Source organism: Hoylesella nanceiensis DSM 19126 = JCM 15639, assembly GCF_000379965.1.
Classification (GTDB): domain Bacteria; phylum Bacteroidota; class Bacteroidia; order Bacteroidales; family Bacteroidaceae; genus Prevotella; species Prevotella nanceiensis.
In genome coordinates this window covers 550,009-571,249 of record NZ_KB904327.1, presented here as the reverse complement: position 1 = coordinate 571,249, position 21,241 = coordinate 550,009, and the positions used below count along the sequence as shown (strand labels likewise).

The following is a 21,241-nucleotide window of genomic DNA, read 5'->3' as shown; positions in this document are numbered from 1 at the left end:
TTAACTTGTGATTCATTGCAAACACAAAGTGAGCACAAAAATACTAAAAAGTTATTGAATAACAACATATTTACCTTAAAAAACGGCTCTATTGCTTTACTTTTAGTTTTACAAGCTCAATCTTTGTTTGGGTGTTCTTTATAATTTTAAATTCGTACTTGTCTATATTTACGATTTCGTTAAGCTTTGGAAACGTTTGGAAGTGATGCAATATAAAGCCTCCAATGGTCATATAATCATCGCTTTCAGGGATGTCTAAGTCAAACATTTCATTTACTTTATCAATCTCTAAGCGGGCAGATAGAACGTATTGTCCATCTTCAGTTTGCTTTGCAATGTACTTTTTATTATCGTGTTCGTCTTCAATTTCACCGAAGATTTCTTCGACAATGTCTTCTAAAGAGATTAAACCACTGGTGCCACCGAACTCATCTATCACCACACCAAGACTCTTTTTGCGTTGCAAGAAAATAGACATAAGCTTCTTAACTGCCATTGTTTCAGGTACAAAAGGCATCTCAAGAATTCTTGTTCTCCAATCTCTTTCTTGATGAAACATCTCTGAACTGTGGATATAACCAATGATATTATCGATATTTTCTTTATAAACAATGATTTTGGAGTGTCCACTTTCGGTGAAACGTTGCATGAGTTCTTGGTCTGTGCAAGTCTTAATATCGATCGCATTAATTTCAGTTCGTGGAATCATACAGTCACGAACACGAGTATCAGACAAGTCTAATACGTTGTGAAAGATCTTTACTTCTTCCACCATGTCGCTATCGCCTTTGGCATTATCAATACTAGATTGTACCAAATAGTCGAGGTCTAACTTTGTAAACTCTCCATCATCAGGAGCATGTTCTAGCTTTTTGCCCAATATTTTTAATACAACCTTAGATAAAAAGGTTGTAATTTTGCTTATAGGCCATAGCAAACAATAAAATAAATAGGCAGGAAGTGAGAAAAAACTAAGCTTACTATTTGGATTATTCTTAAAGATTGTTTTAGGAATAAACTCACCAACAAAGATTACAAGAATGGTAGAAAAGATGGTATCTAACGTTACTCTTAAACCCGCATCGAATCCTTTAAAGATAGTGTTGTCTAGTAATTGTGCTGTAAGAATACCATAAATAACCAACACAATGTTGTTTCCTACGAGCATAGTGCTGACAAATCCATTTGGATGTCGATAAAAGAAATCTATAAACTTTGTAGAAATTGACTTCTTTTCTTTATCAATTTCTGCTCTCATTCTATTGCTAGAGACGAATGCAATCTCCATTCCTGAAAAGAAACCAGATAGAATGAGCGTGGTAATAATTCCTATAATAAGTGGTAAATCCAATTGAGTAATATAGTTTTAAATAATTGTTTTCTGTGTAATATGTATTATAATGAATTGCTGTTAAGCTTTGGATGTGGGCTTGCGGGCTGTCTCATTATTTGTTGTAGGGTATCAGTTGGAGCACTAGATTCAGACTCTTTACTACCAAAGTCACCCTTTTCAAATGAACCCTTAGTGTTATATATGTTATAACGGGTCATCTTTTCATCGCTACGGAAATAGCTTCCTTGAAGTGTTCGCTCAGGAGTTACAATGCGAGAGTACACATGTGAGTATATTTCATGCTTAGATTGATCCCAAAAGAGCTGCTCACTAAAATAGCGTAAGCCTTCCTTTGTTAACACTCTTACACGTCCTCTTAGTTCCCAAAGCTTTTGTTCAGTGAAATAATAAGCCGTATCACATTGGATAAAAGCTTGGACATGAAATTTCTCATCGAATTGTTCTAGGAATAAACTCTTTTCAAAAATCCATCGTTTAGGATTTCTAATTTCGTTCACTTCCCATCGTTCTGTAACAATACGATATTTAATTACGCCTGAATCTGATATCAAAGTATTAACGCCATACGATGTCATTACAGACGCAGAGTCACGTTCATGAATAGCAGGAGCGGTATGTTCCTTTTGTTCTGAACAGCAAACAAAGGAACATACCGTAGTTATTGTAAATAGAATATGTATTAAATGTTTTGACACAATTATTATTCTACTTTCCATTTTGCGAACCAACGCTCGTTAAATGTTAAACCAATATTAATGCGGAAGCTATTTTCTTTGATGAAAGAGCTACTGTTTTGGTTTACCCATTGTGCTGAAATATTAAGAAGCGAGCGTGAATTGTATGCATTCATGATAGGAATTCCGACACCAGCACTCATGCTAAACTCCTTAGGTCCATCGATATTGTTAATCTTTAGATATGAACTTGCAAGAGAAGCACCGAATCTATAGCGTATACGAGAGAAGAAATGACGAGATGAAACGTTTGGACAAAACTCTCCACCAAGTGTTACTTTGTGTCTGTCGTTATACATATTATTAACTAACACGTATGAACCTACATTGTTTGTTTCTGTATATACAGGTGTTTTTGCAGTCGACCATTTTTGTAAAGAATAGTCAACTCCTAGCTTTAAGCGCTGACCATGATTCCACATAAGACCTAAAGACAAAGTTGAAGGCAAGTTCATACCCTTACCTGCGTTATAGGTTGTAGTGTCAGAAACACTGGTCTGGCTATTCTTTGAAATAATAGAAAATACAGGTTCTGCGCCTAATTGGTGTGCAAAACTATAGGTAGCACCTAAAGTAACAGCATCTTTCTTACTCAAAGCGTGTGTATATTGGAATCCAAGAGTAGTGTGAATACTATTGAAATCAGCTGTGTAATTACGTGAAAGAGTGTTGATAGAAGCATCAGTATATTGATTCACAACGCTTCTTTCATAACTTCCCCACATATATGAAGCATTAACTCCGATAGAGAAGTTCTTTATTGGCATCCAACCTAAGCCTAAATAAGCTTGATGTAAGCCACCCACACCATTATAAGTATTGGTATATGGAGTTACTGTTCCATCGTTAGGATTTACAATCTTTCCTGAGTTAGAATAGCTATATCCAACGTTTGTAAAAGGAACAAAACCAAAACTTGCTCCTAAATGCTTTGCAAGTCTTAGTCCAGCAATAATATATTCAAAGTTTCCGTTGCGTGCATTAAACGTAGAACCTTGCTCTTTAAATTGGGTAATCTGACCAGATGCACCTGCATCGAATATAAAGCTGAGTGAATCTATAGACGAATAAGAAGCTGGGTTTAGGTAGTTTACTTGATTGTTTTCATGAAATCCAATTCCTAAACCATTCATACCACGACTTTGAGCGCCTGGATTTTCAGATAAAACACCTATCCCATATTGACTATAAGGTGAGTTTGTTCCGCTTTGAGCGTATGAGGTTGCACAAGCAACGCACATTAGAACAGATGATATTATTTTCTTCATTGATTGTAATGTTACAATGTTTTCGTTGCAAAATTATTGAAAAAAAACGAGATAAGAGCATTACAAGTGGGAAATATAAGTTATTTTTGCATCGTGGAATATATAAAATACAAAATAAAGGCAATATTTTTAGTAATATTATTGCTCGTTTCTTACAAAGCATCTGCTCAAGAGTCTTTGAATAATTCCATTCAACTAGATTCTGTAGAGATAAGTTTATTGACTTGTGCTCCACACAATCAGATATATAGTTTGTATGGACATACTGCATTGCGAGTGTTCAATAAAGAAACAGGTGATGATGTTGTGGTGAATTATGGCATGTTTTCTTTCAAAAAGCCATACTTTATTTTGCGTTTTGTTTTTGGACTAACCGACTATGAAATGGGCATAGAACCATTTGAATATTTCGTTGCAGAATATGCAACTTATGGCTGTGAGGTAGTTCAACAAAAACTAAATCTAACAAATGAAGATAAACAACGGATTATAAGTGCATTACAAAGAAATGCTGAACCCAATAATAAAGTTTACCGATACAACTATTTTTATGATAATTGCACAACACGAGCACGTGATATTTTGTTAGATAATATAAATGGAAAGGTGCAATATTGGGGTAGAAAAGAAGTGCTTGTGACTTATAGAACTGTTGTTCATCAATGCACAGAGAACCATTTATGGGCACGTTTTGGAAATGATCTTTTATTGGGAGTGATGGCAGATAAGCCTTTAAGTTTTGAGCAAAAGCAATTTTTACCACATCAATTAATGGTCGATTTTGGTACCGCAAGCATTGTTTCTGATCAGCAAATAAAACGTAAGTTGGTTACCGAGACCATACAAATTCTACCTAATTCAGAAGAAAGCAAAGGCGCTCCAGGACCTATTCGTCCTCTATATATAATAATAGGTGTATTTTGTTGCGTTGTAATAGCATCGCTTTTGCAGGTTAAAAACAATGTAATTATGTGGTATTTAGATGCCTTTTTACTGCTAATAACAGGCCTTTCAGGATTGATTCTATTTGCAATGATATTCTCACAGCATCCAACAGTGCAGTTAAACTTCCAGATATTACTGCTCAATCCGCTGTCGCTCATTATGTTATGGTCTGTGGTTTCGAAAGAAATGAAGCATAAAGCACATACTTATTGGAAAGTACTTGCAGGCTTTATTTTGCTCTTTATGTTCTTAGGTTTATTTCAAACCTATGCCGAAGGAATGTATTTTTTGGCATTATCTTTGTTAATAAGATGTGTAGTAAATATAAAATACTTGGATAAGGTAAAGTAAATGAATAGATATCTTTCTGCTTTCATATTGGCAATGTTATCGGGTTTAGGCATTCATGCACAGCAAATGCTTAAAGCTCCTCGATTAGTTGTGAATATAACTATCGACCAATTGAGAACAGATTATATCGAACGCTTTGCCGCTTTATATGGAACTGGAGGATTTAAGAAACTTTTCTCAGAAGGAAAAGTATATAAACAAGCCTCTTATTCATTCTCTCCTTTAGACCGATCGTCGGCTGTTGCTGCTTTATCAACAGGTACTTCTCCTTTGTATAACGGTATTGTTGCAAACAATTGGCTTAATAGAAGGACCTTAAAAATAGAGTCGAGTGTTGACGATTTGAAGTATCATACATCTCCATCATTCATCGCAACAACTACACTTGCAGATGAATTGAAAATAGCATCGGCAGGAAGTGCTCTTGTTTATAGCGTTGCAAAAGATCGAGATGCTGCCGTTTTGTCTGTAGGTCATGCTGCTGATGGGGCTTTATGGCTTGATGAAAAGACAAAGAAATGGAGAACTTCAGATTATTATCCTTTGTCTATTCAAAAGTGGATAAAAGCATTTAATAGTCTTCTTGGAGGAAAGCAAGAGACTAAGGATAATGACAATGTGGCACATTTGGCATTAGAATGTCTTGATGGTAATGCTATTGGACGAGATGAAATAACTGATTATTTGGCCATAACTTTAAGCGCAAGTAATGAAGTTGCTCAACAAGAAAAGAATGGTTTTGAAGGTGTTTATATTGGACTTGATAGAGTTCTAACCCGTCTTATTCAACATATTGAAAATAAAATAGGACGTGATAAGGTGCTGTTTGTGTTGACAAGCACTGGATATGATACAGAAAACGCAATTGATTATTCGAAATATAAGATCCCAACAGGCACTTTCTACATCAATAGAACTGCATCTTTGCTGAACATGTTCTTAAGTGCTGTGTATGGACAAGGCAAATATGTAGATGCATATTACAATAATCAGATTTACTTAAATCGTAAGTTTATAGAAGACAAACGTCTTTCTTTAGATGAAGTATACAATAAATCAAAAGATTTTCTTAAACAAAATGCAGGAGTTGTAGATGTTCATAAATCAGTATATCCTACAGCGGTAAGTGGTGATATCATTTTAGATATTACTCCAGGGTGGAGATTGTTAAATGAAGATACACATCACTCGGTTATTTCAAGACTTTCTTTTGTTCCTTTCCCCATTATTTTTTACGGCTTAAATCTTAAGCCAGAACAAGTAAAGGAACGTGTTCTTGTAGAGCATATTGCACCAACAATAGCGAATGCAATACACATTCGTGCCCCAAATGCATGTGCTTTAGCACCTCTTTTCTAAAGAAGTGCCATTAAAAGTGCTATTTTCTGAATTATATTTGTTAAATTTGCAGCACTTTACATTAATTCAAATTAAGTCCGTAAATAATAAAAACATCATACAAATGAATTTTAATAAATTCCTACAATCACTCTTCGGAAACAAGTCAACACGTGACATGAAGCTCATACAACCACTTGTTGAGAAAGTAAAAGCTGTATATCCCGAGATTGAAAAGTTAAGTAACGACGAACTAAGAGCAAAGACTTTAGAAATAAAGAACTATGTTCAAAACTCTGGAGAAGCGCAAAAAGAAGAGATAGCAAAGCTTAAAGCAAGCATTGAAGAAACTCCTATTGACGAGAGAGAAGCTATTTTTAATCAGATCGATAAGCTAGAAAAAGAAGTCTTAGAGATATATGAAACAGCTCTAAATGAAGTGATGCCTGTTGCATTCTCAATTGTAAAAGATACTGCAAGACGCTTTGCTCAAAACGAAGAAACAGTTGTAACTGCAACTGATTACGATAGAGATTTGGCGGCAGATCCAAGCAAAGACTTTGTAACTATCGATGGTGACAAAGCGATATACCATAACCACTGGACTGCAGGTGGTAACGACTTGAAGTGGGAAATGATTCACTATGATGTTCAAATCTTCGGTGGTATCGCTCTACATCAAGGTAAAATTGCCGAAATGGCCACTGGTGAAGGTAAGACATTGGTGTCTACTTTGCCTGTATTCCTTAATGCCTTAACAGGTAATGGCGTTCATGTCGTAACCGTAAACGATTATCTTGCAAAACGAGATAGCGAGTGGATGGGTCCACTTTACGAGTTCCATGGATTTAAAGTTGATTGTATTGATAAGCATCGTCCTAACTCTCCAGAGAGAAGAAAGGCGTATGAAGCAGATATTACCTTTGGAACAAATAATGAATTTGGTTTCGATTATCTTCGTGATAACATGGCAATATCTCCTGCAGACCTTGTACAACGTAAGCATAACTATGCTATTGTCGATGAGGTTGACTCGGTATTGATTGACGATGCTCGTACTCCTTTGATTATATCAGGTCCTATTCCTAAGGGAGATGATCAAATGTTCGAAGAGTATCAACCACTAGTTGAACGCCTTGTAGAGGTTCAACGCCGTCTAGCAACACAATATTTAAGCGAGGCTAAGCAAAAAATTGCTGAGGGAAGAGAGAAGAAAGACGATAAATTAACAGAGGAAGGATTCCTTGCTCTCTATCGTTCTTATAAATCATTGCCTAAGAATAAGCCTCTCATTAAGTTCCTTTCAGAAGAAGGAATCAAAGCAGGTATGCTCAAAACAGAAGAGTATTACATGCAAAACAATAACCGTGAGATGCCTAAAGCGGTTGAACCTTTATTCTTTGTTGTTGATGAAAAGCAGAATGGTTGTGACCTTACAGACCGTGGAACCGATTGGTTAGCTAAAGAAGTAAATAACAAAGAACTATTCGTTCTACCCGATATTGCAACTCAATTGTCTGAACTTGAGAAAGAAACTAACTTGTCTGACCAAGAAAGATTGGATAAGAAAGATGCTCTTCTCAACCATTTTGCAGTACAAAGCGAACGTGTTCACACTCTACAACAATTGCTTAAGGCTTACACTATGTTCAATAAAGACGACGAATACGTTATTATGGACGGTGAAGTGAAGATCGTTGACGAGCAAACAGGTCGTATTATGGATGGTAGAAGATGGAGTGATGGTTTGCATCAAGCTATCGAAGCGAAAGAACATGTAAAGGTTGAGGCTGCAACTCAGACATTTGCTACTATCACATTGCAGAACTATTTCCGTATGTATCACAAGCTTTCAGGTATGACAGGTACTGCAAGTACTGAGGCAGGAGAGCTTTGGGATATCTATAAATTGGATGTAGTTGAGATCCCAACTAATAAACCTATCTTGCGAAAAGATATGGACGATAGAGTTTATAAGACTGCACGTGAGAAATATGCTGCTGTGATTGATGAGGTAGAAGAAATGCGTAATAGCGGTCGTCCTTGTCTTGTTGGTACTACATCTGTAGAGATTTCTGAGCTACTTTCACGTATGTTGAAACTCAGAAACATTCCTCATAATGTTCTTAATGCTAAACTTCACCAGCAAGAAGCACTCATTGTGGCTGAAGCAGGACAAAGTAAAGACGGTAAGGGTGCCGTTACTATTGCAACAAACATGGCGGGACGTGGTACCGACATCAAGCTTTCTCAAGAAGTAAAAGATGCTGGTGGTCTTGCAATTATAGGTACAGAAAGACACGAAAGCCGTCGTGTTGACCGTCAGTTACGTGGTCGTGCAGGTCGACAAGGAGACCCAGGTTCTTCTGTTTTCTATGTATCTCTAGAAGATAAGCTTATGCGTTTGTTCGCATCTGAGCGTATTGCGAGCATAATGGACCGTCTTGGATTTAAGGAAGGTGAACGAATTGAGGCTCCAATGATCTCTAAGAGTATCGAAAGAGCACAGAAGAAGGTAGAAGAAAACAACTTCGGTATTCGTAAACATCTACTTGAATACGATGATGTTATGAATAAACAACGTACCGTTATCTATGAAAAACGTCGTCATGCATTGATGGGTGAGCGTATAGGTATGGACATTGTGAACATCATTTGGGACCGAGTTGTTAATATTATTGAGACAAACGACTTTGAAGGTTGTAAAGAATCATTCTTGAAAGTCCTTGCAATGGAATTGCCATTCGATGAGAATGAATTCAATAATGCAAACAGAATAGATCTTTGTGAGCGTGCATTCCAATCTGCAATGGCTGCATTCAAACGTAAAACAGACAGAATTCAAAGTGTAGCTTGGAACGTAATTAAGCCTATTTACGAAGAACAAGGCGACAGATACGAACGTATTCTTGTTCCTATTGTAGATGGACAACGTGGTTACAACATTCCTTGTAATTTGAAAGAAGCTTACGATACAGAAGCAAAAGATGTGGTTAAGCAATTCGAACGTACCATTATTCTAGGCACAATCGATGATTGTTGGAAAGAGAATCTACGTCAATTAGATGAACTTCGCCACAGTGTGCAAAATGCTTCATATGAACAAAAAGACCCATTGTTAGTGTTTAAACTCGAAAGTGTTAAGCTATTCGACTCAATGGTGAATGAGATGAACAACAAGATTGTTAGTATCTTGATGCGTGCACAAATCTTAGAGGCTCCAGGAGATGAGGTTCAAGAGGCTGCACCAGAGCAACATTCACAACAATACACTGAACAAAAGGAAGATTTAGATCGTGAAGCACATCAACAAGCGGCTAATTACGATACCCGAGAAGGTGCAGACCAGGTGAATCATACACCTTATGTGAAAGATAAAGAGCCTGGACGTAATGACCCATGTCCATGTGGAAGCGGTAAGAAGTTTAAGAATTGCCATGGAAAAGGCATTGTTTAAACATTCTTTTCTTATAAGAAATTAATTATAATAAGAGGTGGAAGAGGAGAGCGAAAGCTCTTGCTTCTACCTCTTTATTTTTAGATTAGAACTATTTATGAAGGTCGAAATCAATCAACTCACAAAGCAATACGATAATAAAACAGTCCTTAATATCGAGTACCTTGATATTGAAAAGCCTGGAATAGTAGGACTTGTTGGAAACAATGGAGCAGGAAAAACAACTCTTTTTATGCTGATGTTAGATTTGCTTCGTGCCACTTCGGGAGTTGTTAATTATCATATTGACGAGCAACTCACTTATTCTTCTACCGAAAATGATAAGTGGAAACCATTTGTAGGTGCTTTTGTTGATAATTCGTTTTTAATTGATTTCTTGACAGCAGACGAATATTTACGTTTTATTGCACAGCTTTCTAATATCTCAGACGAGCAGTTAGAGAATAATTTAACTTTCTTCTCACGTTTTATAGGAGGCGATATTTTGGGCACAAATATGCTCATTCGCAATTTATCTGCAGGCAACAAACAAAAGGTAGGCATAGTGGCTGCATTCTTGTTACATCCTTCATTGGTGCTATTAGATGAACCTTTTAACTTCCTAGACCCTTCTTCTCAAAATATATTAAAGCATCTGTTGCAAGCATATTGTGAAGAACATCAAGCTATAGTGATAATAAGCAGTCATAATATTCAACATACCATTGATATTTCACAGCGTATATTATTACTTGAGAAAGGGAATATCATTAAAGATCTCGAGAATACTAATAAGGTAGCCGAGGCTGAACTACAAACTTATTTCGAATCTTAATATTTTTAGTTCCTTACTGAATAGAAAATGATAGCATATTATTGATATTATAAAAGCATTGTTTTTGAGTTTCAAAAGCAATGCTTTTACTATGTAATAACATCTCTTTTACAATGCAATAAGATAGCTGTTCTTTAAAAGAAAGATAAAACATATTATGGAATGTCATTTAAATTCTTTATCTTTGTAATATAGTATTGATATAAAACAGTTATTAAAAACATAAAATAAACAATTATGAACCGTTTTTACACACTCATTTTACTTTTTTGTTGCACTCTTTCTGTAGCTGCACAAACCGTTTTGTTTAAGACAGATAGCGTAAGAAAGTATCCTTATCGTATTCCTGCTATCGTTAATACTGTAAAAGGTGAGCTCGTTGCCATTGTCGATTATCGTCCTTGTGGTGCCGATATTGGCTATGGAAGGGTAGACCTTGTTATGAAAACAAGTAAAGATAACGGAAAAACTTGGAGTGATGAGCAAATCATTATCGAAGGAACTGGTAAAGGAGTAGATGCTGGTTATGGTGATGCTTGCTTGGTTGCAGATCGTAAAAATAATGAACTTTTATTGGTATGCGCATCAGGTGATATTCCTTATCAACGTTCAACCGTTGAGCATCCTATGAGAATTGAGACCTTAAGAGCGTCTTATGATAATATAAAGAAACAATGGGTTTGGACAAAACCAAAAGACCATACAAACGAGTTCTATAACAAACTCTTTAATAACACTAATCCAAGTATGTTTATGTCGTCTGGAAAAGTGTGCCAATCGTCAATTGTAAAGGTAGGAAAATATTATCGTGTTTATGCCGCTTTGTGTACACGTAAGGGCAACTTTGTAGTTTATTCTGATGATTTTGGAGATACTTGGAATGTTCTTGGCAGTGCAACAGAATCGTGTGCACCTCAAGGTGACGAAGTGAAATGCGAAGAGTTGCCAGATGGTTCAGTAATTATTTCAAGTAGAAAAGATGGTGGTCGCTATTTCAATATCTTCCATTTCAAAGATTTAAAGAAAGCTATTGGAGCTTGGGAAGTAGAAGTTGACTCAAGAAAAGCAAAGGGAGGAATAGCTAATGCTGGTACACCTTGCAACGGAGAAGTACTTTTAGTTCCTGCAAAAGAAACACTAACAGGAGCAAAAACATATCTACTTTTACAAAGTATACCTGCTGGTCCTGGTAGAAAAGATGTTTCTGTGTATTATAAAGACATGGGATCTTTAATCAAAAATAAGAAGAATAGCATTTCTTCTATGGACATTGCATCTGATTGGAACGGCGTTTATAAAGTGTCAAACACCAATTCTTCTTATAGTACAATGTGTGTTCAAGCAGATGGTAAGCTAGGATTTTTCTATGAAGAAGCACCAAAAGACCTTCACGAGCTAACTTATTTACCGCTTTCTATTGAGACAATCACAGCAGGTAAGTACACTTATAGAAAGAAATAAGATAAGCTTTTTGATATATAAATAAAAGAAAGACCTTTAGATTGGTTCATAAGTTTGAATGATCTAAAGGTCTTTTTCTATGTTATTACTATCTAGGTGAAATAGTTTAATGATGTTTTTACTTAATATTAAATCCTAGATTGAGCATATAAATATTAGGTTGTTCGCTACTTGGAGTAAGCTTTGCAGCTGCAAAAATATTGAATTTTGGAGTAGTATAGCCTGCGCCCATAGTCCAATAATTATCCTTGTCACCTAAATGGCGACCCATCCTAACTCTAATTTTATTATTGAGAGCATATCCAATACCAAGAGAACATTCTGTAGATGACTTTCTTTTTTGGATAGAAGGGTATAGGCCTGCATCTGCAAATAGTTCTATTTGGTGAGCATTTGTGAGCATCATATGAGCACTTCCACCAACAGATAAGCGAGGAGAAAGTGCTTTAGTTACCTTACGATAACTGATAACACCTAAATGATCGGCAGATATTCCAATGTTATAAGTAAAGTCTTTTCCTATCAAGTGCGTAGAATCGTTCCATGTAATACCAATATTATTTTGCCAAGCGTGTTGTTTTGTAACGCCTGATTCGTGTGAATAGCCCGTTGTTACATATGATGTTAGGTGCTTATTCCACTGATAGGCATAGCCTAAATCAATAGAAAAAGCTATTTCAGTTATCTTCTTATGATTTGTTTCGTGCTCAGTTAAACCCACAAAGGTATCTTTACTGCCAATATGCCAATATCTTACGCCTGCAAAGAAAGCATTCTTTTGATGTTTAATAGCTCCATCAATGATATGAAGAGAGGAAGTGTTGCCTTTTGAAGAAATAAGTTCAGACCCATAACTAATATTCATTTTAGAGCCTTGTTGCATCATAGAAGATGGATTAGTGAATATATAGTGACTTTGTTGGCTACCCTTTAAGGTGTTACCAACTGATAATGCCTCTGCCGAAACAGGCATTTCTAGTAGGGGCATAGGGCGACTTTGGGCATTGGCTTGTGATGAAAAGGCTAGTAAGCCCAATGTTGTTATAATGACATTTCTCATAAATCTATTGCTTAAAGAAATATTCTTGATATTGTTGGTTGTTTGCTTTCAACACCACTTGATATCTTCCTGGTGCGAAAGAGCTAGTGTTAATGTGTAAAGTGTTTTGAGATGAGTTGATAGTTGATGTGTTATAACTTTGTTCAAACACCATTTTATTGGCACTATTGCGTATCTCAATCTTCACATTGTTTTGTATTTTGTCACCTAGTTTGATATAAACATTCTTATTTGCAATGGTTGGGAACAGACTAAGAATGCCTTTGTTCATATATACATAAGGTGTAATATCAACGCTACTTGTTTGATTATGCTTATCAGTTAGCAATAAAGAAAGAGTAGATTCGCCAAATTGTAGTCCTTTAAGGGTAAGCATTTGGTCTTTAATTGACGCCTTAACACTCTTGTGGAGTTGGTTTTTTATCTCAATTTGAACGCTTTGTGGGTCTTCATCAATAATGAAAGAAGTGAGTGGTATGACCTTTTCTTCACCTTTTTCAAGATAGATATTACGTGCAAAAGCGTTGAGAGTAGGGGCTTTATCTTGTTTTTTTATAAAGAAAACTTCAAGAGTTCTCAATGCACCTAGCTCGTCTTTTGCTGTGATGATGAATGAGTTTTTACCTTCAAACATCTTTTCAGCCCATACAAGAATTGTGGCTTCCTCTTTCTTCTGATCAATTTCGATGAATGATCTTTTAGATATTTCGTAGGTAAAACTATGATTTTCTTTATCTATAATCTTGAAAGTAAGACGCAAAGTATCTTTACCTGCTACTTCAAAGGGTTCAGAAACATTCTTATTAGCAATAATTTCGGGAGCGGTGTTGACAAGAGTTGCTATGGAACTATTATATACAACGAGGTTAGATGCTTTGCCGTTTCGAGCAAATGTCTTCACTGCAAAGTAATATTTTGTGCCAGGTTGTAGCTCATCAATTGTGACTTTTAGTTTGTTATTGCTTGTATTGTAATAAGCTGGAATATCTCTATACGAAACATTGTCTGTGTTATTATCTACAGAAATAATGGGTTGTGTAGAATAATAAATGCGATATCTGAAAGTATTGTCGCTGGTAATAGAACTACTTGTTAGTCCTAGTTGAATAGAAGTATAGCTACTTTGAGTCTCGCTTGTTACGAATTCAGGTGTAGAGGCAGGTGTGTTCATATCAAATTCTTCAAGAGTTAGAGCTGCATCGGCATAACCTATACCCAATTTATTGGTGTATTTACTCTCGTTATAATCTCTTAAATCAATGGATTTCACTCCTGAAAGAATGCGTTGCTTCAGTTCTTCTGCTGTGAAAGAATCGCTTCCAAACTTAGAAATGGCAAGAGCAGCAATTCCAGACATGTGAGGACACGCCATTGATGTACCCTGAAGATATCCGTATTTACTTATATTGTTCTGTGAAGGAAGCGTACTTAATATTTCAGAAGTGGGCTTTCCGCTTTGAAGAGGATAGCGTTTGTTATGTGGACTGCTACCTCCTGGAGCAAGAATATCGACCCAATTACCATAGTTAGTATACCATGCAGCAGTGTAATCAGGTGCTGCTGCCGCAACAGCAATAACGTTTTCATTTGCTCCTGGATATTCTTTTTCTTCACTACCAGAGTTTCCTGCTGCAAAGAAAACAATGCCACCTTTCATTAAAGAGTTTGGTTTTGAACCTGCATATTTAATGAAATAGTCGATAGCATCACGTATTACTTGTGGCTCTTTCTTTACTTCGCTATCGTATCCCCACGAGTTTTGACTAATTAAAGCCCCGTTGTTTGCTCCATAAACAATGGCAGCAGCTGTTACTGTTGCATCTCTTGTAGAGAGATCTCTATGTGAATTAGGAAGATTGGGATTGTAATTAGGATTAGGTTTAAATATTTGACAAACCATTATACGTGCTCCAGAGTTGGGAGTTCCATCACCTCCAGCAATTCCACATATACCTTTTTTATTGTTATTTTTCGCTGCTATGGTTCCAGCCACATGTGTTCCGTGGTCTTGAGGCACAATAGTTCCTTTGTTATCAACAAAGTTATAGCCATTGACATCGTCAATATAGCCATTGTTGTCGTCGTCTATTCCATTGTCGGGAATTTCTCCTTCATTCACCCAAAGATTGTCCTTAAGGTCTTCGTGTTCAATATCTACACCACCATCAACCACAGAAACAATCACATTAGGATTTCCTTTGGTTTGTTGCCATGCATTGATTACGTTTATATCTGCATCTTTTATAGAGCTAATAATCCTCTTTCCGTCGGTATCTGTGTAGTTACCTATATTTCCTTTGTTATATAAATCCCATTGAAGAGGCCAATAAGGGTCGTCAAAAGGAGCATCAAGAGAAGAGCGTGTGTTGCTAGTTGAGGCTTCAACAACAGTATACTCTTCTAATTTAGGAGTGTAAACAGGTTCTACAACTTGTGTAATATTGCTGTTCTTTTTGTTGTTTAAAGCTCTGGTAACTGCGTTCTTTGTGTGGTTTAGAGTGATTGTGTACCACAAGTTCAATCCTTCTTCTTTTTGAGTTGCTTCGTGCTTACCCGCATAAGGAAAGGTTCTAGTGGCTTTTTCCGCCCCTATAGAAGAAAGATAGTTGTCGAGTTCTGTATTACCTGTTGGTAAAGTAAGTTGATTTCTATTGTTATCTATTTGAGAGATAACCTCTTTTGTAAACTTAACGTTAATGACGTAGTCTTCTATTTGCTTAGTAGAAGATATCGAAGGAGGGGTTTCGTTTTCGTTGATAATAGTGCTATCTTGGCATGACCAACATAGAAGTGCAAGAGATGCGTATATAAAATATTGCTTCATTGTTATAAAATAGAATGTTTTCGACAATGTTGAGATAGTTCTATAAAATGTCTTTTAATCTAGATTCTCATTTTATAAATAAGAAAATATTAGGTAAAAATCTATTTAAAAAGCATAGAGAAAGATTTGTTTATGCACTGATTGGTACTAAAACAAATTCATTCTCTATGTTTTTCATTTTGCTTTTCAGTCATTGTTGCTTTGAATAAAGGAACTAATTACTTGCAAGCGAGTTGATAGTCTTATTGGAATTGAGCAATAAGTTCTTCTTTTGTAAGAAGTGATTGCTCACCTGTAACCATATTTTTAAGTGTTAGTTTGCCTTCTTTTATTTCGTTTTCGCCAGCAATAACTACAAATGGAATCTGCTTTGCATTGGCATAATTCATTTGCTTTTTCATCTTAGTGTTGTCGGGGAACACTTCTGTGAAAACTCCATTATTACGCAGTTGGGTTGCGATAGGAAGACAATAGCTAACCTCTTCTTCACCAAAGTTGATGAAAAGAATTTGAGTTTGTTCTACACTTTCATGTGGATACAAGTCAAGAGTATTCAAAACGTCGTATATTCTATCTGCTCCAAAGCTAATTCCAACGCCACTTATGCCTGGCATTCCAAAGATTCCAGTTAAATTATCATAGCGTCCGCCACCTGTAATACTGCCAATTGCAACATCAAGGGCTTTTACTTCGAATATAGCTCCAGTGTAATAGTTTAGTCCACGTGCAAGAGTTAGATCAAGTTCAATTTCATTTTGAATGTCAACAGAAGATAGCTTATTTAGAATGTAGCGTGTTTCTTCAATTCCTTTTAAGCCAATCTCAGAGGTAGAAAGAACTTCTTGTAAGGTATTAAGCTTGTCTTCATTACTACCTTTCAGTGCAATAATGGGTTGAAGTTTTGTTATGGCTTCGTCGCTTATACCGTTTTCTTTTAGTTCTTTGTTAACATTATCAATGCCAATTTTATCGAGTTTGTCTATTGCAACAGTAATATCAATAATCTTTTCGGCTTCACCTATAACCTCAGCGATACCTGTTAGAATCTTTCTATTGTTGATTTTGATTTGTACTCTGATACCAAATTTGGTGAAAACAGTATCCATAATTTGCACCAACTCAACTTCATTTAGAAGAGAATCAGAACCAACTACGTCGGCATCACATTGATAAAATTCTCTGTAACGGCCTTTTTGAGGTCTGTCTGCACGCCAAACAGGTTGTATTTGATATCGTTTGAAAGGCATTTGAAGCTCTTCTCTATGCATAACAACATATCGAGCGAAAGGTACTGTTAAGTCATATCTCAAGCCTTTTTCGCATAGTTGAGGTGCAAGTTTTAGAGGATTGCGTTGCAATAGTTCATCGTCTGAAACCTTTTTAAGGTAATCTCCAGAGTTAAGTATTTTGAAAAGTAGTTTATCTCCCTCATCTCCATACTTGCCCATGAGGGTCTGTAACGACTCCATTGCAGGTGTTTCGATTTGTTGGAAACCATATAATTTATACACATCTTTGATGGTATTGAATATATAGTTTCGTTTAATCATCTCTAAAGGAGAGAAATCTCTTGTGCCTTTAGGTATATTTGGTTTGTTTGCCATTCGTTGATTATTGTTTTCTTGTTATGGTCTGAGCTCTGTCTGGACCAACAGATATAATTGAAATTGGTGTTTCTAATTCTTTTTCTAGGAAGGTAATATAATCTAAGAACGCTTGAGGAAGCTGTTCTTCACTAGTACATTGAGTTAAATCTGTTTGCCAACCTTTAATCTCTTTGTACACAGGTTCAACGTCCTTTGCTAGGTCATAAGGAAGTTCTGTTGTGATTTTACCATTGATGTTGTATGCAACACAAGCTTTAATAGTAGCAAATGTGTCGAGAACATCACTCTTCATCATGATCAACTTGGTTACTCCATTAATCATAATAGCATACTTCAACGCAACAAGGTCAATCCAACCGCAACGACGTTCACGACCTGTTACAGCGCCATATTCGTGTCCTAAGTCTCTAATCTTTTTCCCTTCTTCATCGAAAAGCTCAGTAGGGAAGGGACCAGAGCCTACTCTTGTGCAGTAAGCTTTCATAATTCCGAATACATCTCCAATCTTATTAGGACCAATTCCCAATCCTGAACAAGCGCCAGAGCATATTGTGTTAGATGAAGTTACAAAAGGATAAGAGCCAAAGTCCACATCTAACATAGTTCCTTGAGCACCTTCACAAAGAACAGATTTACCTTCTTTTAAGTAGTTGTTTACAGCATATTCACCTTCAACAAATTGGAAGTTCTTCATAAACTCAATTCCTTCGAGCCATGTTTTCTCAATTTCTGTGATGTCGAAATCGGTATAGTTCAATGCTTTTAGTTGGTCTAAGTGGGCTGCTTTGTGTGCTTCGTATTTCTCTTTGAAGTTATCTAAGATGTCACCAACACGCAAACCAGTTCTGCTTATCTTGTCAGTATAAGTAGGACCGATACCTTTTCCAGTTGTACCTACTTTGTTTTTACCTTTCTTTGCCTCTTGAGCTGCATCGATAAGACGATGAGTTGGCATGATAAGATGTGCCTTAGTAGAGATCTTAAGACGGTCTTTTAGATTGTGACCACTCTTCTCTAACTCCTTTACTTCTTGCATAAATAAGTCTGGTGCAAGCACAACTCCATTACCAATGATATTGACCTTGCCTCCTTGGAAGATTCCTGAAGGAATGCTACGGAGTACATATTTCTCTCCTTCGAACTCTAAAGTATGACCTGCATTGGGGCCTCCTTGGAAGCGTGCAATAACATCATACTGTGGAGTTAACACGTCAACAACTTTTCCTTTACCTTCATCGCCCCACTGTAAACCTAGTAGAACGTCAACTTTTGCTGTGTTCATAGCTGTAAATTTTCTATCTTTAGTCTTCTCTTTATTTGTCTATTGAGTATTTAGACTGTACAAAAGTACTATATTTTCTCGACATATATTAATGTGAGAACAATAATTTTAGAATTCTATCTGAAGAGGTTTAAAAGCTTTTTGTACCATCTTTAGATATTCTTCATCTAGCTCTGTGAATCTAAGTAAACAATTGTGTATTGCTCGTTTCAATCCCATGTTATCTGTTTGGATAGCAGAATAGGCTTGATCGAGAAACTCATTAATACCTCGTTCGTTTGGTTCTTGCCCCTTCATGAATAGTCTTGTAAGTATCAAATAACCGCATAATTGCTCTTGTTCATTGTTCGATGCCATCCATTTATATGCCAGCATAGGAGCAAAGTCTAAGTGTTGATATAAGTTGAAGCATGCTATTTCAGCTAATTCTTGCGATGGAGTTTGCTCCATCCATATATCAACAACCTCAGGAAGCATTTGTTCTACAGGCATAATGAGCGTTGCAAGAATCTTACATTCACGAATGTTTTCTTTCCAAAGCTCGATAGCTAAGTCATAATCTTTACCATATGGGGCTGCCATTTCCTTCAAACGAGTTACAGGAATACCCCAGTTTATATGATAATTAACGCCTTTATTGCGCATTGATTGTGCCACAGCTCCGTCCATAAAAAGGCGGAACGACTGTTTAATGGCTTTTATTTTTTCGCTTGTTTCTTCTTTCATTATAATGCAGAATATGTTTGTGAATAACGTAACATTTGTTGAGTATAGCTTTCGTTGTATTCAACTTTTACGTCGATAATATTGTTTGAACTATCAAATACAGGTGTTAATAATGGGTTAACAAAGCCTTTATAGGGAGCAAGATTTAATTTTTGATATCTTTCTCTTATCTCTTTATGAAGTTGAGGCTTTATTTTTATGGCATATTCTTCCACCAGTTCACGTGCAGCCTCAAAGTCTCCTTCACTCTTTATACGTTGTATTTCAGCGAGAAGAGTGGCAAATAGCGTTCTAAGTTTGTCGTAATCATTAACAATCACAAAGCTCTTGTTATCTTTCTTGATAATTTCTACGGCACCTTTAGAATGTTTATATACCCAACGGGCAATTAAAGCACGATTTCTCATGTGTGCTTCTTCGATGTCGTTTCCTTCGTTTATTCTTACAAGTTGTGTAAGAAGACCATTCATTAAGTAAGTGTAATATTGTGATTTATGCGCCTCTTTATTAGGAAGAAGACCCAATTCAACGAGCTTATCATCTGCAATATAATACAAACCAAATAGGTCTGCACGAGCTTCCTCAATAACATTACCATACGATTTGAGTGCATTAGAATCTACATCGGGTAGCAATTGACCACTACCATGACCTAAACACTCGTGTAAGTCTGTATGAAGGTCATCGCATTTGTCACCATATTGTTGTATAAGTGCTAATGTTTCACAATCAACAACAAATTCTTCATCAAATCCATTGCCGTGAGATGCCTTATTATAAGCATCGGTTATATTTCCAATGGTTACACTCTTGCTACCATATTGCGCTCTAATCCAATCCGCATTAGGTAGGTTTATACCGATAGCAGTTGAGGGATATTCGTCTCCACCCAGCATTGCTGCACAAATAACGTTGGCAGTTACTCCCTTAACCGTTTTCTTTTTGAATTGCGAATTTACAGGAGAATGATCTTCAAACCATTGAGCATTGTCGCTAATCAGACGTGTGCGCTTGGTTGCTTCCATATCTTTATATTCCACTAAGCCTTCCCATGAAGCTTTAATACCTAGTGGATCGCTATACACTTCGATAAATCCATTGATGAAATCAACCATTCCTTCTTGCTCTTTGAGCCATTCAATAGAATATTGATCGAATAGTTCTAAGTCACCAGTTTTATAATATTCAATTAGAAGGTCTATTACCTTTCGCTGCTGTTCGTTCTCTGCAACACTGCGAGCTTTGTCTAACCAATAGATAATATGTTCAATAGCAGATCCATATAAGCCACCTTCTTTCCACACCAATTCGGTTAATTGTCCTTCAATTTTCACTAGCTTACTGTTTAATCCGTATGAAGGAGCCTGAGAATTAGCAGGATTATTGAGTGAAGCGTAATATTGTTCAACTTCTTGTTGAGTTACATCTTCATAATAGTTTACTGCCGATTCTTGGATAATGTCAATGCCGTCGGTTTTATTTACCTTCTTAGCATGAATTGAAGGATCGAAAATAATGGGGCAAATGGTATCTAACAATTCATTAACAGAACAGCCCTTTTCGAGTGGGAGGTGTGCTTTATCGATCTCATTTACGGCTTCTTTAAAGAATTGCTCACCAAAAAGCGGAGTAAACTTTTCGCCTCCATAGTGATGATGAATGCCGTTTGCAAACCAAACTTGTTTTAGATAGGTTGTAAGGGCTTTAAAATCATCGTTTTCTTTATTTCCTTTATAGTGTAAATATACAGCTTCCAGTGTTTTTCTTATGCGTAGATTATATTTCCCGAATTGGTCGGTTGTGATGTCTCTTCCCCATAATGTGGCTTGAGATAGATAATAAATCAACGCTTTTTGTTGAGTGTTTAGGCTATCGAAGCCATGCAACTGATATCTAAGTATTTGAATGTCAGCAAAACGTTCGTCTATATAATTGAATTTATCCATATTGTATTGATTGTTGAATATTGATGTGTTGCAACTTGAAAAAATAGTTTTCGCATTGCTTTGATATTGTTGTT

Annotated in this window: 14 protein-coding genes; 5 read left to right on the top strand and 9 right to left on the bottom strand. The window is 36.3% G+C overall.

Annotated elements, in window-relative coordinates:
* Positions 1–88 precede the first annotated feature (88 nt).
* The 3 genes from A3GM_RS0102400 to bamG are packed head-to-tail and all read right to left on the bottom strand — an operon-like array spanning position 89 to position 3,356.
* Positions 89–1,351, bottom strand: coding sequence for a hemolysin family protein (locus A3GM_RS0102400; protein WP_018361790.1), 1,263 nt, complete (start codon positions 1,349–1,351; stop codon positions 89–91).
* Positions 1,352–1,395: 44 nt separating this feature from the next.
* On the bottom strand, positions 1,396–2,070 hold the full coding sequence (gene lptC / locus A3GM_RS0102395) for an LPS export ABC transporter periplasmic protein LptC (RefSeq protein WP_240430781.1): 675 nt from the start codon (positions 2,068–2,070) through the stop codon (positions 1,396–1,398).
* Positions 2,055–3,356, bottom strand: a complete 1,302-nt coding sequence (gene bamG, locus A3GM_RS0102390) for a BamG family beta-barrel-assembly machinery protein (RefSeq protein WP_018361788.1) — start codon at positions 3,354–3,356, stop codon at positions 2,055–2,057. The genes lptC and bamG overlap by 16 nt, the downstream gene beginning before the upstream one ends.
* A gap of 177 nt (positions 3,357–3,533) precedes the next feature.
* Between bamG and A3GM_RS0102385 the strand changes: the two genes are divergently transcribed.
* From A3GM_RS0102385 to A3GM_RS0102360, 5 genes are all read left to right on the top strand, one after another.
* Positions 3,534–4,652: a lipoprotein N-acyltransferase Lnb domain-containing protein gene (locus A3GM_RS0102385; protein WP_238299175.1), complete on the top strand. Its 1,119-nt coding sequence runs from the start codon at positions 3,534–3,536 to the stop codon at positions 4,650–4,652.
* A complete protein-coding gene (locus A3GM_RS0102380; RefSeq protein ID WP_018361786.1) occupies positions 4,653–6,011 on the top strand; it encodes an alkaline phosphatase family protein in 1,359 nt (452 codons plus the stop codon).
* A gap of 103 nt (positions 6,012–6,114) precedes the next feature.
* Positions 6,115–9,447 (top strand): preprotein translocase subunit SecA, encoded by a 3,333-nt coding sequence (secA, locus tag A3GM_RS0102375; RefSeq protein WP_018361785.1) that lies wholly within the window; start codon positions 6,115–6,117, stop codon positions 9,445–9,447.
* Positions 9,448–9,544: 97 nt separating this feature from the next.
* Positions 9,545–10,261 carry an ATP-binding cassette domain-containing protein gene (locus A3GM_RS0102370; protein ID WP_025829681.1) on the top strand — a complete coding sequence of 239 codons (717 nt, stop codon included), beginning with the start codon at positions 9,545–9,547 and terminating at the stop codon, positions 10,259–10,261.
* A gap of 237 nt (positions 10,262–10,498) precedes the next feature.
* A complete protein-coding gene (locus A3GM_RS0102360; RefSeq protein WP_018361783.1) occupies positions 10,499–11,722 on the top strand; it encodes a sialidase family protein in 1,224 nt (407 codons plus the stop codon).
* Between the two features lie 118 nt (positions 11,723–11,840).
* On the opposite strand, the gene A3GM_RS0102355 is transcribed toward A3GM_RS0102360, so the two are convergent.
* The 6 genes from A3GM_RS0102355 to A3GM_RS0102330 form a co-directional block, all read right to left on the bottom strand.
* Positions 11,841–12,782, bottom strand: a complete 942-nt coding sequence (locus A3GM_RS0102355) for a PorV/PorQ family protein (RefSeq protein WP_018361782.1) — start codon at positions 12,780–12,782, stop codon at positions 11,841–11,843.
* A gap of 4 nt (positions 12,783–12,786) precedes the next feature.
* Positions 12,787–15,606, bottom strand: a complete 2,820-nt coding sequence (locus A3GM_RS0102350; RefSeq protein WP_018361781.1) for a subtilase family N-terminal domain-containing protein — start codon at positions 15,604–15,606, stop codon at positions 12,787–12,789.
* A 242-nt stretch (positions 15,607–15,848) separates the two neighbouring features.
* Complete coding sequence (hisS, locus tag A3GM_RS0102345; RefSeq protein WP_018361780.1) at positions 15,849–17,210, bottom strand: histidine--tRNA ligase; 1,362 nt, start codon at positions 17,208–17,210, stop codon at positions 15,849–15,851.
* A gap of 7 nt (positions 17,211–17,217) precedes the next feature.
* The gene (locus tag A3GM_RS0102340; protein WP_018361779.1) at positions 17,218–18,495 is read right to left on the bottom strand and encodes an adenylosuccinate synthase; all 1,278 of its coding nucleotides are present in this window, start codon (positions 18,493–18,495) and stop codon (positions 17,218–17,220) included.
* A gap of 108 nt (positions 18,496–18,603) precedes the next feature.
* A complete protein-coding gene (locus A3GM_RS0102335; RefSeq protein ID WP_018361778.1) occupies positions 18,604–19,221 on the bottom strand; it encodes a DNA alkylation repair protein in 618 nt (205 codons plus the stop codon).
* Positions 19,221–21,167: a dipeptidyl-peptidase 3 family protein gene (locus A3GM_RS0102330; RefSeq protein WP_018361777.1), complete on the bottom strand. Its 1,947-nt coding sequence runs from the start codon at positions 21,165–21,167 to the stop codon at positions 19,221–19,223. The genes A3GM_RS0102335 and A3GM_RS0102330 overlap by 1 nt, the downstream gene beginning before the upstream one ends.
* Positions 21,168–21,241: the final 74 nt, after the last annotated feature.

What these genes read in the sequence shown, in the direction of transcription:
- lptC (WP_240430781.1), bottom strand. Translation starts at nt 2,070, where the DNA reads ATGGAAAGTAGAATAATAATTGTGTCAAAACATTTAATACATATTCTA.
- bamG (WP_018361788.1), bottom strand. Translation starts at nt 3,356, where the DNA reads ATGAAGAAAATAATATCATCTGTTCTAATGTGCGTTGCTTGTGCAACC.
- A3GM_RS0102380 (WP_018361786.1), top strand. Translation starts at nt 4,653, where the DNA reads ATGAATAGATATCTTTCTGCTTTCATATTGGCAATGTTATCGGGTTTA.
- secA (WP_018361785.1), top strand. Translation starts at nt 6,115, where the DNA reads ATGAATTTTAATAAATTCCTACAATCACTCTTCGGAAACAAGTCAACA.
- A3GM_RS0102370 (WP_025829681.1), top strand. Translation starts at nt 9,545, where the DNA reads ATGAAGGTCGAAATCAATCAACTCACAAAGCAATACGATAATAAAACA.
- A3GM_RS0102360 (WP_018361783.1), top strand. Translation starts at nt 10,499, where the DNA reads ATGAACCGTTTTTACACACTCATTTTACTTTTTTGTTGCACTCTTTCT.
- A3GM_RS0102355 (WP_018361782.1), bottom strand. Translation starts at nt 12,782, where the DNA reads ATGAGAAATGTCATTATAACAACATTGGGCTTACTAGCCTTTTCATCA.
- A3GM_RS0102350 (WP_018361781.1), bottom strand. Translation starts at nt 15,606, where the DNA reads ATGAAGCAATATTTTATATACGCATCTCTTGCACTTCTATGTTGGTCA.
- hisS (WP_018361780.1), bottom strand. Translation starts at nt 17,210, where the DNA reads ATGGCAAACAAACCAAATATACCTAAAGGCACAAGAGATTTCTCTCCT.
- A3GM_RS0102340 (WP_018361779.1), bottom strand. Translation starts at nt 18,495, where the DNA reads ATGAACACAGCAAAAGTTGACGTTCTACTAGGTTTACAGTGGGGCGAT.
- A3GM_RS0102335 (WP_018361778.1), bottom strand. Translation starts at nt 19,221, where the DNA reads ATGAAAGAAGAAACAAGCGAAAAAATAAAAGCCATTAAACAGTCGTTC.
- A3GM_RS0102330 (WP_018361777.1), bottom strand. Translation starts at nt 21,167, where the DNA reads ATGGATAAATTCAATTATATAGACGAACGTTTTGCTGACATTCAAATA.